We start from the raw sequence: 13,829 nt of genomic DNA on the forward strand, positions 1-13,829 counted from the left end.
CGTCAACGCCCCCGCGCCCGCCGGGCCTTGTGGCCGCGGCGCTCGTCGTGCTCGCGGTAGAGGTCCTGCAGGAGCGCGACCGCGGCGTGGGTGGCCGGGTGCGGGTCGTGGCGGTGCCAGACGAACCGCACGGCGACCGGCGGCGCGTCGCGCACGGGCCGGTAGACGATGCCGTCGCGGCGGTACTGCGCCACGGTGCTCTCCGGGGTGATGCCGACGCAGCGGCCGGTGGCGATGTCCGCGAGCCAGTCGTCGACGTCCCGCGTGTACTCCACCGCCGGCCGCTCCGCCTCCGGCCACAGGCCGGCGGTGGTGCTGCCGGTGCGGCGGTCCACGAGGACGGTGCGCGCGCGGATGTCGGCGAGTAGCAGGCTGCGGCGGCGGGCGAAGGGGTCGTCGGCGGCCGCCGCGCAGTAGCGGCGCTCGTGGCCGACGACGGCGTGGGCGTAGCGCCGCTCGTCGACGCCGGTGCGGACGATGGCCAGGTCGCACAGGCCCTCCGCGAGGCCGCCGGTGGCCGAGTTGGTACGGATCAGATGCAGCTCCACGTCCGGGTACCGGCCGGCCCAGCGGCGCTGGAACTCCGCGGTGTGCCGGCCGGCCGCCGACCAGGCGTGCCCGATGCGCAGCCGGGTGTGGCCGGTGGTGGCCTCGCGGACGAGGTCGTCCGCACCGGCGAGCAGGTGCCGGGCGCGGGCGAGCACCTGGACGCCGGCGGTGGTGGGGGGGACGCTCCGGCTGGTGCGGTGGAGCAGCCGGACGCCGAGGATCCGCTCCAGCGCCAGCAGGGTGCGGGAGACCGCGGCCTGGGAGACGCCCAGTTCGATGGCGGCGTCGGTGAAGCTGCCGGTGTCCACGATGGCGACCAGGCAGCGCAGGTGCCGTAGCTCCAGATCCATGACTTCAGCGTATAGAACGCGCGGCGCATGCATTTTGCGCATATGAACCGGGGGTGCACGCTGCGTGCCATGCCCGCGGAACAGCAGCCCGCCACCACCGCGCTCCGCCCTCCCTCCGGTCCGCCCCGGGACGCCCGGCCCGCCGCACGGGCGGCCGGCGTCGCGATGATGCTCGGCAGCGGCCTGTCGAACCAGACCGGCGCCGCCCTCGCCGCGCTGGCCTTCCCCGTCGTCGGCCCGGCCGGGGTGGTCGCCGTACGGCAGTGGGTGGCCGGCGCCGTGCTGCTGGCGGTGGGCCGGCCGCGGATGGGCACGTTCACCCGGGCGCAGTGGTGGCCGGTGCTGGGCCTGGCCGCGGTGTTCGCGGTCATGAACCTCTCCCTGTACGCCGCGATCGGCCGGATCGGCCTCGGCCTCGCGGTGACGCTGGAGTTCCTCGGCCCGCTGGCCGTGGCCCTCGCCGCCACCCGACGCCGCGCCGACCTGGCGTGCGCGCTGGCCGCCGGCGCGGCCGTCGTCGTCCTCACCCGCCCGCGCCCCGCCGCCGACTACGCGGGCGTCGCGCTCGCCCTGCTCGCCGCCGTCTGCTGGGCCTGCTACATCCTGCTGGGCCGCACCGTCGGCCGCCGGCTGCCCGGCGTCCAGGGCCCGGCCGCGGCAGCGGCCGTCTCCGCGCTGGCGTACGTCCCCGTCGGCGCCGTCGTCCTGGCCCACCGCCCGCCGACCCCCGCGGCCCTCGGCTACGCCGTCGCCGCGGGCGTGCTCTCCTCGGCCGTGCCCTTCCTCTCCGACCTGCTCGCGCTGCGCCGCGTCCCGGCCGGGCTGTTCGGCACGTTCATGAGCGTCAATCCGGTGCTGGCGGCGCTCGTCGGCGCGGTCGTGCTGGACCAGCGCCCGGACCCGTACGACTGGACGGCGATCGCCGTGATCGTCGCCGCGAACGCCGTCGTCGTCGGCGGCCGGCGCTGACCCGCACGGTGCCCCCTCGCCACCGGTACGCAAGCGGTGCGGGGTGACGCACCGGGAGGTCGCAGACGGCTTGGCATCCGGCCCGGACGGCAGGATGATCGCCACCGCACGCTCACCAGCACCAGCACCAGCGAAGGAGCGGTTCATGTTTCGCAGGACATCGACGCTCGCGCGCACCGCGCTGCTCGCCGCGGCGGTCGTGATCACCCCGGTCACCGCCCTGGGCGCGGCCGCCGCGCCGCAGCAGGGCACCGCGGCCGAACGCGCCCCGGCCGCGGGTGCCGGGACCCGTACCACCCAGGACCCACGGGAGTCCGGTGACCCCAACACCAGCGAGCGGGCCCGGGACGTCGTCTTCGCCCTTCACGGCGGGGCCGGCACCCTGAGGCGCGAGGACATGACGCCCGAGCTGGAGCGGGAGTACCGCGCCAAGCTCACCGAGGCGGTGCGCACCGGGCAGCGGGCGCTGGCGGACGGGAGGTCCGGCGTCGCGGCCGTCGAGGCGGCGATCAACGTGCTGGAGGACTCGCCCCTGTTCAACGCCGGCAAGGGCGCGGTGTTCACCACGGACGCCGAGAACGAACTCGACGCGTCGATCATGGACGGCGCGACCCTCGACACCGGCGCGGTCACCGGCGTGACCCACATCAGGAACCCGATCTCGCTGGCCCGGGAGATGATGGAGAAGTCCCGGCACGTGCTGATGAGCGGCGAGGGCGCGGAGCGCTTCGCGCAGCACCGCGGCATGGAGCTGGTCACCCAGGACTACTTCTTCACCGAGCGCCGCTGGGAGTCCCTCATGGCCGCCAAGGGCGGCGAGTCCGACTTCGACTTCGGCGAGACCGGCACGGTCGGCGCCGTCGCCCTCGACGGCGACGGCGACCTGGCCGCCGGCACGTCCACCGGCGGGCTGACGAACAAGCCCGTGGGCCGCATCGGCGACTCGCCGATCGTCGGCGCGGGCACGTACGCGAAGAACGGCAACATCGCGGCGTCCGCGACGGGCACCGGCGAGCTGTTCATCCGCGAGGCGGTCACGCACACCATCTCGGCGCAGGTCGAGTACCTGGGCCGGTCGCTGTCGAAGGCGGCCGGGGCGGCGATCGACAGGACCGAGGCGCTGGGCGGCGACGACACCGGCGGCGTGATCGCGCTGGACGCCCGCAAGAACCTGGCGTTCACCTTCAACACCTCGGGCATGTACCGGGGTTACGCCACCGCCGACGGCGAGATCGTGGTCAAGATCTTCGCCGACGAGTGACGGCCGGGGGCGGCGGGGGCTTGTCTCCCGCCGCCCGCTGCACCAGCCTGGTGCCCGCTGCGCCGGCCGCGCCCGGCCCCCGCGGAGGTCCGGACCAGCGCACACCCCCCACCGGCAAGGAGACTCTCGTGCGTCAGGGCAAGCACCGGACACCGCACGCCCGTTCCCGCCCGCGTCCCCGGCTGTTACGGGCACGGGTGCTCGGCGCCGCGACGGCGCTGTGCGTCCCCGTCGCCCTCGCCGGCGGCGCGGCCCCCGCACCCGCCGGCGCGGCCCCGGCGCCGCCCGGACCCGCCGCGCCCGACGGCGCCGTGCCGCCGCTCGCCGGCACCCCGCCGCGGCCGGGCGCCGCCGCCCCGCCCGCGCTCACCACGACCACCACGGGCCGCGAGGACGACGGCGTCCTCCTCACCACCCCGGCTCCGGTCGGCGGCGACCTCGCGGGCGCGGCGATCTACGACAACGCCGGCGAACCGGTGTGGTGGAAACAGGGCCCGTACATGAACCTGGAGCCCGTCACCTTCCGCGGCGCGCCCGCGCTGAGCGTGTTCGACAACACCGACCTCGGCGGCGAGTACCTCCTGCTGGACTCCTCCTACCGGGAGATCGCCTCGTACCGGATGAACGGCCACTTCACCGACAGCCACGAGTTCGAGATCAGCCCCGACGGCTCCCGCGTGCTGCTGCTCGGCTTCTCCTTCGTCACCCGCGACCTCACCGCGTACGGCGGGAAGCCGGACGCGCAGGTCATCGACGCCGTCATCCAGGAGCAGGACGCCGCCACCGGCGAGGTGCTGTTCGAGTGGAGCGCGCTGGACCACATCCCGCTGACGGAGACTCAGGAACCCCTGACCGAGGCGCTGGTGGATCCCGTGCACGCCAACTCCCTGGCGTACGACACGGACGGCGACCTGCTCATGAGCGCCCGGCACACCAGCACCGTCTACAAGATCGACCGGGAGTCCGGCGCCGTGCGCTGGCGCCTGGGCGGCGCGGCGAGCGACTTCGCCTTCGCCGACCCCGCGCAGCGGCCCAGCTACCAGCACGACGCGCAGCGGCTGCCGGACGGCCGGCTGATGCTCTTCGACAACGGCAACAGGAGCGACCCGCAACGCTCCCGCGGCGCCTTCTACGAGCTGGACGAGGCGGCGATGACCGCGCGGCTCACCGACGACGTGCAGACCCCCGAGCCGGTCTTCACGGTCTTCGCGGGCTCCGCGCGGCAGACGGGCAACGGCAACGTCCTGCTCGGCTACGGCAGTTCCGGGACGATGGTGGAGTTCGCGGACGGGGAGCCGGTGTTCACCGGGACCTTCCCACAGGGCACGTACAGCTACCGGGCGATACGCACGGACTGGACGGGCACGCCCGCCACCCGGCCCACGGTGCGGTGGCGCGAGCCGGGCACGGTCGAGATGAGCTGGAACGGCGCCACGGAGGTCGACGCCTGGCGGATCGAGACCGGTGCGTCGCGCCGGACGCTGACGACGGCGGACACGGTCGACAGGGCCGGCTTCGTCACGACTGCGGAGGTCGCGGTGGCGGACGGCACGGAGGTGGTCAGGGTCAGCGCGGTGGACGCGGACGGGGAGGTGCTGGCCAGCCGGACGGTGACCGCGGACGGCACGGGCTGACGGCGGCGGGCCCGGGCAGCGGGCGGCGCCGGGTGTCCGTGCGGACGCCTGGCGTCGGCCGTTACGGCCGCGGGCGCCGGTCCGTACCGGCCGGCGCCGTCAGCGGCTCGTGCAGCACGGCGTCGGGGCCGGGGCCTCGAACGGGATCAGCGTCTCCGCCGCCGCCGGGATGACCGCGAGCACCAGCCGCCCGTCGAGCCACTGCGGGCGCACGTGCCCGCGGGTGACCATCCGGGCGTCCCACGGCGGCCCGGCCGGCGCGCCGAGCAGCACGACCTGCTCGATCGCGGAGGAGCCCAGCAGCTCCCCGACCGTCATGGTCCCGGTCAGCGCGTCCGCCCCCGGGTACAGCACCGCGCGGCCGACGCTGCGCGAGGCGTGCTCGGCGGCGGCGCGGGCCGCCGCCGCGGCGGCGTCGCCGGGGCCGTGGCGGGTGCCGTCGGGCAGCCCCGCCACGGCGTGGCCGCGGGCGGTGAGCCACCGCCAGGCGGCGGCGGCCTCGGTGGCGCCGGCCAGCGCGAGGGAGACGGCGATACGGGGCTTCTCGCCCGAGACGAGGTGGGTGCAGCCGTACGCGGTGCGCGGCAGCCGCACGTCGCCGGCGAGGGCGTGCAGCAGGTGGTCGGCGTCGCGCAGTTCGGTCAGTCCGGGGTCGGCGCCGAGGACGTAGGCCGCGCTCATGCGCGATGGTGAACGCGAGAGCGGGCGGCGGGGTCGGCGCCCGGTCGGTGGTGGTGGTCGCGGTGACGGTGTCCGTTGCCCATGACGCCCTCCCAGTCGCGCCGGGTGCCGCGTCCTGACGCGGCGGCTGCTGTCGAGGGTCGGGCCGAAAGGTGAACGCAGCGCAACCCGGCGGTGATCCCCGCAGGACCGTACGGCGGCGGCTTCGAGGGGGCCGCGCGGGTCCGCCGCCGCGGGCGGGCCGCGGCGGCGGACGGGGATCGACGGGCAGGTCAGCCGCCGGGGACGGTGTCCTCGTGGCCGACGCCGGCCGCGCGGTAGCCCACGACCCGCTCGTCGACCTGTGCGGGGGTGAGCGTCTCGTCCTTGGCGAAGTAGACGTAGTCGACCTGCTGGTCGTACGCCCGCGGGGTGGTGCTGCCGGCGAGGCCGCCGGAGATGATCCAGTGGTTCAGGTTGATCGACATCGGCGTCTCGGGCAGGTACGGGTCGCCGTGCACGGCGAACGGCTGCCCGTCCACGTAGTAGTCGATCGAGTCGCCGTCGACGGTGATCACGAGATCGTGCCAGCCGGCGTAGCTCTGCCGGGTCTCGGTGTGGGTGTTGACGGCCTCCCAGGGGTCCGGCCGGTACGTCTCCCAGGAGGTGGCGTACAGGATGTTCGACGGCTCGCCCCAGCCGCCGTTGGGCAGGTACTCGAAGTCCAGCTCGCCGTAGTCCGGGTCCATCGGGGCGTCGAGCGGGGTGATGGTGAAGAACGTCTGCACCATCTGGTCGCCGTCGGGGCCGGAGACGGGCGCGTCGCTGAAGCGCACCCGGGCGGCGTACGTGCCCTGCTGGAACTTGCGCTGGTGGTACAGCTCCGTCTGCCGGGTGCCGGCGGCCGTGCCGTCGGTGGAGGTGTGCAGGTTGAGCACGGAGTCGGCCCCGTCGCCCGGGAAGGTCACCTGCTCGGGCGCCCAGCTCACGCCGGGCGCGCCGGGGCCGCCGGAGCCGGAGCGCACGGTCCAGCCGCGCTGGCCGAGGCGGGCGTCGGTGTGGCCGGTGTAGTCGAAGTCGTCGAAGAGGGCGGGCCCTTCGGCGGCGGGCGAGCCGGTGGCCGCGGGGGCGACGACGGCCCCGGTGGCCAGCAGTCCGGCGGCGGCCAGCAGCGCGGCGGGGGTGCGCAGCCGCGCGGCCCTGTGCGGTGTTCGTGTCACGGTCGTTCCTCCTTGATGGGGGGTTACGTGGGGGGTTCGCCGGGTTTTCGTGGCTGGTCAGCCCTTGACCGCACCGGTGGCGAAGCCGGCGGCGACGCGGCGCTGGAGGACGAGGAAGAGCACCAGCGCAGGCAGCGCGAAGAGCGTCGCGGCGGCCATGGTGGCGCCCCAGTCGGTGCCGAAGGTGTTGCTGAACGAGGAGAGCCAGACCGGCAGCGTCCGGTCGTCCTGGTCGTTGACGATGAGCATGTTGGCGAAGGCGAACTCGTTCCAGGCGGTGATGAAGCCGAAGAGCGAGGTCGCCAGCAGCCCGGGGGCGAGCAGCGGGAACGTCACGCGGCGGAAGGCCCCGGCCCGCGTGCAGCCGTCGACCTGCGCCGCCTCCTCCAGCTCGACGGGCACGCCGGCGAGGAACCCGCGCAGCACGATGACGGTGAAGGGCAGCGTGACCATGAAGTAGACGAGGGTGAGCATCGACAGCCGGTCGAGCATGCCGGCGTCGCGGGCGATCACGTAGACGGGGATGAGCATCGCCTCCCAGGGCGCCATCTGGGCGACGAAGACCATCAGCACGAAGGCGCGCCGGCCGCGCCACCGCATGCGGGCGACGGCGAAGGCGGCGCCGAGCGCGACGAGCAGCGAGAGCAGCACGGCGCTCCCGGTCACCAGCAGGCTGTTGCGCCAGAACCGGCCGAAGCCGTCGGCGTGGACGGCGGTGCGGAAGTGCTCCAGGGTGAGGTCGGTGGGCAGGAAGACCGGTGTCGCGGCGGTGATGTCGGCGGTGGGCTTGAAGGCGGTGACCGCCATCCAGTAGACGGGGAAGAGGGTGACCGCGAACACCGCCAGTGCGGTCAGGTTGAGCGGCAGCCGGCGCAGCTTCGCATGCCTCACGTCACCGCTCTCCTTCCTGGCGGAACATCTGGCGCAGATAGACGAACAGGACGACGGCCAGCAGCGCGACGGTGGTGGTGGACGCGGCGGCCTGCAGGTCGTAGCGGTGCAGGGACTGGGCGACGCGGTAGGCGTAGACGGGCAGGGTGGTGGTCGCGTCGTCCGGGCCGCCCTCGCTGATCACCCAGATCTGCGTGAAGCACTTGAAGACCCAGATGACCTCCAGGCACAGCACGAGCCCGAACACACCGCGCAGCGTCGGCAGGGTGACGGAGCGGAAGAGGCGCCACGCGCCGGCGCCGTCGATGCGGGCGGCCTCGTACAGCTCGGCGGGGACGGTGACGAGCGCGGAGTACAGCGTGATGGCGACGAACGGCACCGACTGCCAGACGACGAGCAGCACGAGGATGGTGAAGGTGGCGCGGCCGTCGGCGAACCACGCGTACTCCTCGTACGACTCGAAGCCGACCGCCGTCAGCGCCCAGTTGACCACCCCGAGCTGCGAGGCGAACAGCCACTGGAAGACGGTGGTGGCCGCGAGGTGCGGGGTGGCCCAGGCCAGCGCGAGCGCGCTCAGCACCAGCACCCGCAGCACCCGGCCGAGGCGCTGCAACATCAGCGCGACGAGGGTGCCGATCACCGTGATCAGGGTGACGTTGACACCGGTCCACACCAGCGTGCGGGCCAGCACCCGCCAGAACTCCCCACCGCCCAATAGCTCGCGGTAGTTGGCCAGGCCCGCGAAGGAGGCGCCGCCGCGGATCAGCTCGGCCATGCCGAAGTGCTGCACCGAGATGACCAGGTTGCGCAGCAGGGGGTAGGCGAGGAGGAACGCGGCGCCGAGGACCGTGGGGGCGACGAGCAGGTACGGCCACACCGCCGCGGCGCGTCGGCGTGGGCGGGGCCGGCGGGGCGCCGGTGCGGCGGGCGCGGGGGCCGGCCGCGGGCGGGCCGCGGAGAGGTGGGTGGTCATCGGCGTCAGCCGCCCAGCGCCTCGGTGATGTCCGCGGACGCCTGCTCCGCGGCCTCGCGCGGGTCCTTCCCGGTGAGGACCTGGGTCTGGAACTCCTTGACCGGGTTGTCGGCCTCGACGGCCGCCCACTGCGGCGAGTTGGGCGTGGCGCGGCCGTTGGCCGCCGCCGCGGCCATGGCGGCGGCGCCGGGGTCGTCATCGAGGACACCGGCGAGGGTGGTCCTGTTGGGGACGTAGCTCATCGTGGTGGCGAGCTTCTTCTGCCATCTGTCGCCGGTGAGCAGCCGGACGAAGTCGTACGCCTCGTCGGGGCTGTCCGACGCCTCGGGGATGATGAGGTCGGAGCCGCCGGTGAAGACGGCGCCGGGCTCGGCGGCGGTCTTGCCGGGGACGGGGAAGAAGTCGAGTCTGCCCTTCAGTTCGGGGTTGGCCTCCTCGATGAGCTCCGCGGCGCCGGGGACGGCGACGACCTGGGCGACGTCGCCGCCGGCGACGATGCCCACCTGCGGCGGCTCGGCCTCGTCGGAGTCCTTGGGCCCCTCCCCCAGGGCCTGGAGCCGGCGGTAGTAGTCCATGGCGGCCAGCGCCTCGGGGGTGTCGAGCGCGCCCTTCCACGTCTCCCCGTCCCGGACGGCGAGGTCGCCGCCCTCGTCCCAGATGAGGCCGGCGAGCAGGTACCAGTTCTGGCCGGGGAGGTAGATGCCCTGGACGCCGTCCCTGTTCAGCCGCTCGGTGACGTCGAGCCACTGCGCGCGGGTCTTCGGCGGCTCCTCGATCCCGGCCTTCTCGAAGAGGTCGGTGCGGTAGATGACGACGCGGTTGGCGGCGTAGTACGGGATGCCGTACTGGCGTCCGTCGATCCGGCCCGGCCCGGCGAGGCCCGGGAGCCAGTCGGCGCCGTGCAGTTCGCCGGTCTTGTCGGTGAGGTCCCGCACGCCGCCGCTGGCCGCGTACTGCGCGACCTGGGTGTTGCCGACCTCGATGACGTCCGGCGCGTCGCCGGAGGCGAGTGCGGCGGTGACCTTCTCGCCGATGCCGTTCCACTCCTGGATCTGGATGCGGACGTCGGCGCCGGGGTGGCGCTTCTCGTAGTCGGCCGCGACGGCGTCCGAGAACTCCTCGGTGACGCTGTCGCGCATCAGCCACACGTCGACGCCGACGGTGCCGGAGGCTCCGTCCGGGTCGCTGCCGCCGCAGCCGGTGAGGCCGGCGGTCGCGGTGAGCAAGGCTGCTCCGGCGAGGAGGCGGTACGTCTTCATGGGCACCTCGGGGGTGGGGACGGACAGGCAGAGTTGACCAATTGGTCAGTTGACCACTGTCGCTGCCGGGTAACGTGGCATAGACCAATGCGGCCGTCAAGAGAGCGCGGAAACCGGTCTTTTACGGGAAGTCACCCCGGCGTAGAAGCCGACTGGTCCGGTGATTGGTCACCTATGGTAAGGTCGCGACCATGGACGGTGACACCTCGTCGAGCGTGCTCAAGCGGGAGCGCGTACGCGACCACCTGCTGGAGCTGGTCGAGTCGCGCCGGCCCGGGGACGCCATCCCGTCCGAGCGGGCCCTGTGCGCGCGGCTCGGCGTCTCCCGTCCCACGCTGCGCGCCGCCGTGGACGAGCTGGTGAACACCGGGCTCCTCGTGCGCGAGCACGGCCGCGGCACGTTCGTCGCCCCCGCCAAGATCACCCAGGAGCTGGTCTCCGGCGGCCGGCCGGTCACGCTGCCGCAGGCGGCCGGGGCCTGGTCCAGCCGGATCCTGGAGTTCACCCGGGTGCCCGCGGGCGCCCGCGTCGGCCGCAGGCTGCGTCTCTCACCGGCCGCCGAGATCACGTACGTGGCGCGGCTGCGCATCGTCGACGGGGCGCCGATGGCCATCGAGTACCTGCACCTGCCGGCCGGCCTGGTGCCCGACGTGGCGCCGGAGGAGCTGGAGAGCGGCGACTTCTACGCGCATCTGCGCGCGCACCACCGGGTGCACGTGCGCGAGGCCGTCCAGTCCATCGAGCCGACGGTGACCAGCGCCGCGGAGTCCCGGCTGCTGGACGTGCCGGAGCTGTCGCCGGCGCTGCTCTTCGAGCGGCTGACCACGGACACCCGCGGACGGCCCGTGGAGTACGTCCACTCCGTCTACCGCGGCGACCGCTACCGGCTCGTCTCCCGCCTCACCCTCGGCGCCGCGGCGCCCGGCGGCCCGCCGGACGACGGCACGCACCACCCGGGCATTCCGCCGGGCGAGCTGGGTCAGCGTGCGGCGATCTCCTCGTCGACGACGGGCGACGTGCACGCCTGAACCCGCGCCCGCCACGCGGCCGTCGGACCCGCCGCCCGGGTGCGCCCGCGCCGCGCGCCCGCCCGGCTCCTCAGCCCGATCCTCAGCCCTCGATACTGCCGTCCAGCAGCCCCAGGTCCGGCGGCACCAGCGCCGTCGCCGCCACCAGGTCCGTCAGCAGCCGGTGGTCCGGCCCGCAGCCCCGCGGATCCGGCGCCGCCGCGTCCCGTGCCGCGGAGGGGTACGCCACATCGCGCGCCAGCCTTCGGCGTACGGCCTCCACCCGGCGGGCGACCTCCGCCGCGCTCCACCGCTCCCCCGGCCGCAAGAACGCCAGCACCTCCGCCGCCTGCCGGTACGGCAGCGGACGCGGATCCGGCTCGTGACGCAGGTACCGCTGCCCCAGCACCACCAGCACCAGCCGCTCGTCGTCCGACAGCGCCCACGCCGGCGGCGCCGCTGCGGTGCCGCCCTCCGCACCGCCCGGCCGGCTCACCGGTTCCGGCCGGACCACGTACAGCTCCACCAGGTGCTCGCGGAAGCCGGAGCCCTTGACGAACACCGGTGTGTAGCCGGGGGGCAGCCGCAGGCGGTCGGAGCCCGGCGGCAGCAGCCGGCCGTGCGGCAGCCGCAGCGCCTGCTGGCCGGTGTTGCGCAGCGTCCAGCCGCCGTCCAGACACGTCAGCTCGCCGTGCCGCCGGCTCACCCCCTGATCGCGTCGCCCGACGTGCAACTCGACGTCCCCGCCGGCGCCCTCGTCGCCCGGCCCGCGCCCGAACCGGACCGTGAGCCCGGGCAGTGGCGCCACCTCGATGCCGTCGGTGGCGGAGCGCGCGTGCAGCGTGCCCGGCTGCGCGGGCGCGACGCCACGGGCCAGGCTGTCGCGCCCGGTCATCCGCGGTGTCCTCGGATACGGTCCATCGCAGGGTCCCCTCGCGGCTGCGGTCGGCTGCTGCCGACCGCCCCACGGTGCTCCCTGCCCCCGGGGACCCCTCCCCGCCGCCGGTCACAGGCCTCCGCGGACTGTGCGCGCGAGTTGCGGACCCGTGCGCCTCAGACCTTCGGCAGCTCCCCGGCGGCCGTCTCGGCGAGCCGGGTGGCCATCCCGCACAGTTCGTCCGGCGACTCGTCGTCGCCTTCGAGGGTGAGGTAGAGCAGTTCGACGGCCTTCTGGGCGTTCTCGTCGGGGTACTCGCGGTATTCGACCCGTACGGTGCAGGTGTCCTCGCCGTCGTACTGCGGGGAGACGACCGCGTCGCGGCCCGCCAGCCGGGTCACCGTGCCGTCCTCGCCGGTGAGCGGCTGGTCGCGGTCGTAGCGCAGTTGGACCTCTATGTCGCGGGTGGTGCTGTACCAGTCGCAGTCCCAGTTGCCGAAGCCCACGTCGGGGTCGCCCGCGTCGACGCCGGGGACGATCTCCAGTGCCTGCGCGTCGAGCAGCCGGCAGGCGTCCAGCCACAGCAGTGACACCTCGGCCGCCGGCGGATTGCGGCGCGGGACGGTGCGGCCCTCGGCACGCGCCTTGCCCAGCGTCTCGCTGGCGGTCCTGGCGGCGACGTCGGCCATGGCGCACAGGGTGTCGGCGCCGCCGGAGTACCGCGCGTCGCCGCCGTCGACGTAGATCCAGATGCTGACGTCCCTGTCGCCCTCGTCCGGCAGGACGAGGGCGCGCGCGCACTCGTCGCCCTCCGGCGGCTCCTCGATGACGCCGATGCCGCCGAAGGTGCGCACGGGCGCCGGTGACTCGGGCGCGGGGCCCGAGTCGAACTCGACCTGGACGTCGATGTGTTCGCCGTCCTCGCCCTGCGGATAGACCAGGACGTCGCAGCGGTCGAAGTTACCGTAGTCGCGATCCCGCTCCGCGCTCCGGCCGAACCGCGTGAACTCGCCGGGGTCCGTCAGCGAGCAGGGGTCCATCGTGCGCCGGTCGCCGATGACGGAGCCGGCGGCCGGCTTGGAGTCGTCCGGCGTGTCGGCCGGTTCCCCGCCCGGCCACCACAACCAGGCGCCGGCCAGCGCCGCCACCGTCACCAGCGCCGTCCCGGCCACGATGCCCGCCCTCGGGTGCCGGCGCGGCGCGGCGAGAAAGGCGAGCCGTCGCGCCCGGCTGCGCTGCCCGGCCGCCTCCTCCAGCAGCCGGCGGGCCTCGGCCGCGTCGGGCCGCCGGTCGGCCCGGCGGCGGAGCATCGCCTCCAGCGGCGCGGCGAGCGGCCCGGTGTCGCGCTCGCGGCGCAGCACACCCTGGCTGACCTTCCACTCGCGCAGGGTGGCGTCGTCCTCCTGGCTGTCCCGGCCGTCCCGGCTGTCTCCCCCCGCCTGCCCGTCCGCACCCTCGTGCGCGCCGTCGGCCTCGTCGTGGGGCACGCCGGTGACGGCCTTGTAGAGCATCGCCGCGAGCGAGTACACGTCCGAGCGGGGCACGGGCGAGCCGTTGACGACCTCGGGGGCCGCGTAGTCGGGGGTGTAACTGAGCGGGCGGCCGGGCGAGATGGTCTCGTTGCTGTTGGTGCGCTGGGCGGAGTCGAAGTCCGTGAGCTTGGGCGTGCCGTCGTCGGTGATGACGACGTTGGCGGGCTTGACGTCGCAGTGCACGACGCCGTTGGCGTGCAGCGCCCCCAGCGCGGAGGCGATCTGCGCGCCGATCCGCGCCGCCCGCTCCGGCGCCATCCTGGGCTGCTTGTCCAGGCTGCCGCCGGGGACGTGCTCCATCACCAGCCAGCAGCCGGCGTCCGGTCCCGTCTCGATGAACTCCACGCCGTAGAGAGTGACCACGTGCGGGTGGGTGGCCTTGGCCTGGGCGCGGGCCACGCCGAGCAGCCGGGGGCGCTCGGCGATGGCGCCGCCGCGCTTGAGGACGACTCTGCGGCCCAGTTGCTCGTCCGCGGCGAACCACACCTCGCCGCGGCCCTCGTCATCGATCAGCTCTTCGAGCCGGTAGCGGTCGCCGACAAGCTGACCCACGCGCACCGCGACTCCTTTCGCCCGTCTGCAGGGCGAAACTTATCGGGTACACGCAACGGAGGCACGAGGTCTTCACGACTTCCCCGCCACAGCCC

Annotated in this window: 11 protein-coding genes and 1 pseudogene; 4 read left to right on the forward strand and 8 right to left on the reverse strand. The window is 74.4% G+C overall.

What is annotated here, in order from left to right; translation table 11 throughout:
* Positions 1-2 precede the first annotated feature (2 nt).
* The gene (locus tag O7599_RS02720; protein WP_281620447.1) at positions 3-899 is read right to left on the reverse strand and encodes a LysR family transcriptional regulator; all 897 of its coding nucleotides are present in this window, start codon (positions 897-899) and stop codon (positions 3-5) included.
* A gap of 69 nt (positions 900-968) precedes the next feature.
* Here O7599_RS02720 and O7599_RS02725 point away from each other — a divergent pair, with 69 nt between their 5' ends.
* From O7599_RS02725 to O7599_RS02735, 3 genes are all read left to right on the forward strand, one after another.
* The gene (locus O7599_RS02725) at positions 969-1,868 is read left to right on the forward strand and encodes an EamA family transporter (RefSeq protein ID WP_281620448.1); all 900 of its coding nucleotides are present in this window, start codon (positions 969-971) and stop codon (positions 1,866-1,868) included.
* Positions 1,869-2,013: 145 nt separating this feature from the next.
* Positions 2,014-3,129, forward strand: a complete 1,116-nt coding sequence (locus O7599_RS02730) for an isoaspartyl peptidase/L-asparaginase (protein WP_281620449.1) — start codon at positions 2,014-2,016, stop codon at positions 3,127-3,129.
* Between the two features lie 128 nt (positions 3,130-3,257).
* Positions 3,258-4,763 carry an arylsulfotransferase family protein gene (locus O7599_RS02735; protein ID WP_281620450.1) on the forward strand — a complete coding sequence of 502 codons (1,506 nt, stop codon included), beginning with the start codon at positions 3,258-3,260 and terminating at the stop codon, positions 4,761-4,763.
* A gap of 99 nt (positions 4,764-4,862) precedes the next feature.
* Here the strand turns inward: O7599_RS02735 and O7599_RS02740 are convergent, their stop codons facing one another.
* The 5 genes and pseudogenes from O7599_RS02740 to O7599_RS02760 form a co-directional block, all read right to left on the reverse strand.
* Positions 4,863-5,444, reverse strand: coding sequence for a hypothetical protein (locus O7599_RS02740; protein WP_281620451.1), 582 nt, complete (start codon positions 5,442-5,444; stop codon positions 4,863-4,865).
* A gap of 272 nt (positions 5,445-5,716) precedes the next feature.
* Positions 5,717-6,523, reverse strand: a pseudogene (locus tag O7599_RS02745) (glycoside hydrolase family 16 protein); the annotation flags it as partial.
* Between the two features lie 177 nt (positions 6,524-6,700).
* A complete protein-coding gene (locus O7599_RS02750; protein WP_281623260.1) occupies positions 6,701-7,450 on the reverse strand; it encodes a carbohydrate ABC transporter permease in 750 nt (249 codons plus the stop codon).
* 85 nt (positions 7,451-7,535) lie between these two features.
* Complete coding sequence (locus O7599_RS02755) at positions 7,536-8,507, reverse strand: sugar ABC transporter permease (RefSeq protein WP_281620452.1); 972 nt, start codon at positions 8,505-8,507, stop codon at positions 7,536-7,538.
* A gap of 5 nt (positions 8,508-8,512) precedes the next feature.
* On the reverse strand, positions 8,513-9,766 hold the full coding sequence (locus tag O7599_RS02760; protein WP_281620453.1) for an extracellular solute-binding protein: 1,254 nt from the start codon (positions 9,764-9,766) through the stop codon (positions 8,513-8,515).
* A gap of 191 nt (positions 9,767-9,957) precedes the next feature.
* On the opposite strand from O7599_RS02760, the gene O7599_RS02765 reads away from it, so the two are divergent.
* A complete protein-coding gene (locus O7599_RS02765) occupies positions 9,958-10,794 on the forward strand; it encodes a GntR family transcriptional regulator (protein ID WP_281620454.1) in 837 nt (278 codons plus the stop codon).
* A gap of 82 nt (positions 10,795-10,876) precedes the next feature.
* Here O7599_RS02765 and O7599_RS02770 read toward each other — a convergent pair whose 3' ends face one another.
* Both O7599_RS02770 and O7599_RS02775 read right to left on the reverse strand, forming a co-directional pair.
* Entirely contained in the window at positions 10,877-11,668 is a 792-nt protein-coding gene (locus O7599_RS02770; protein ID WP_281620455.1) for an FHA domain-containing protein, read from the reverse strand.
* Positions 11,669-11,826: 158 nt separating this feature from the next.
* The gene (locus O7599_RS02775; protein ID WP_281620456.1) at positions 11,827-13,734 is read right to left on the reverse strand and encodes a serine/threonine-protein kinase; all 1,908 of its coding nucleotides are present in this window, start codon (positions 13,732-13,734) and stop codon (positions 11,827-11,829) included.
* Positions 13,735-13,829: the final 95 nt, after the last annotated feature.

The sequence above is a fragment of the Streptomyces sp. WMMC500 genome (assembly GCF_027497195.1).
Taxonomy (GTDB): domain Bacteria; phylum Actinomycetota; class Actinomycetes; order Streptomycetales; family Streptomycetaceae; genus Streptomyces.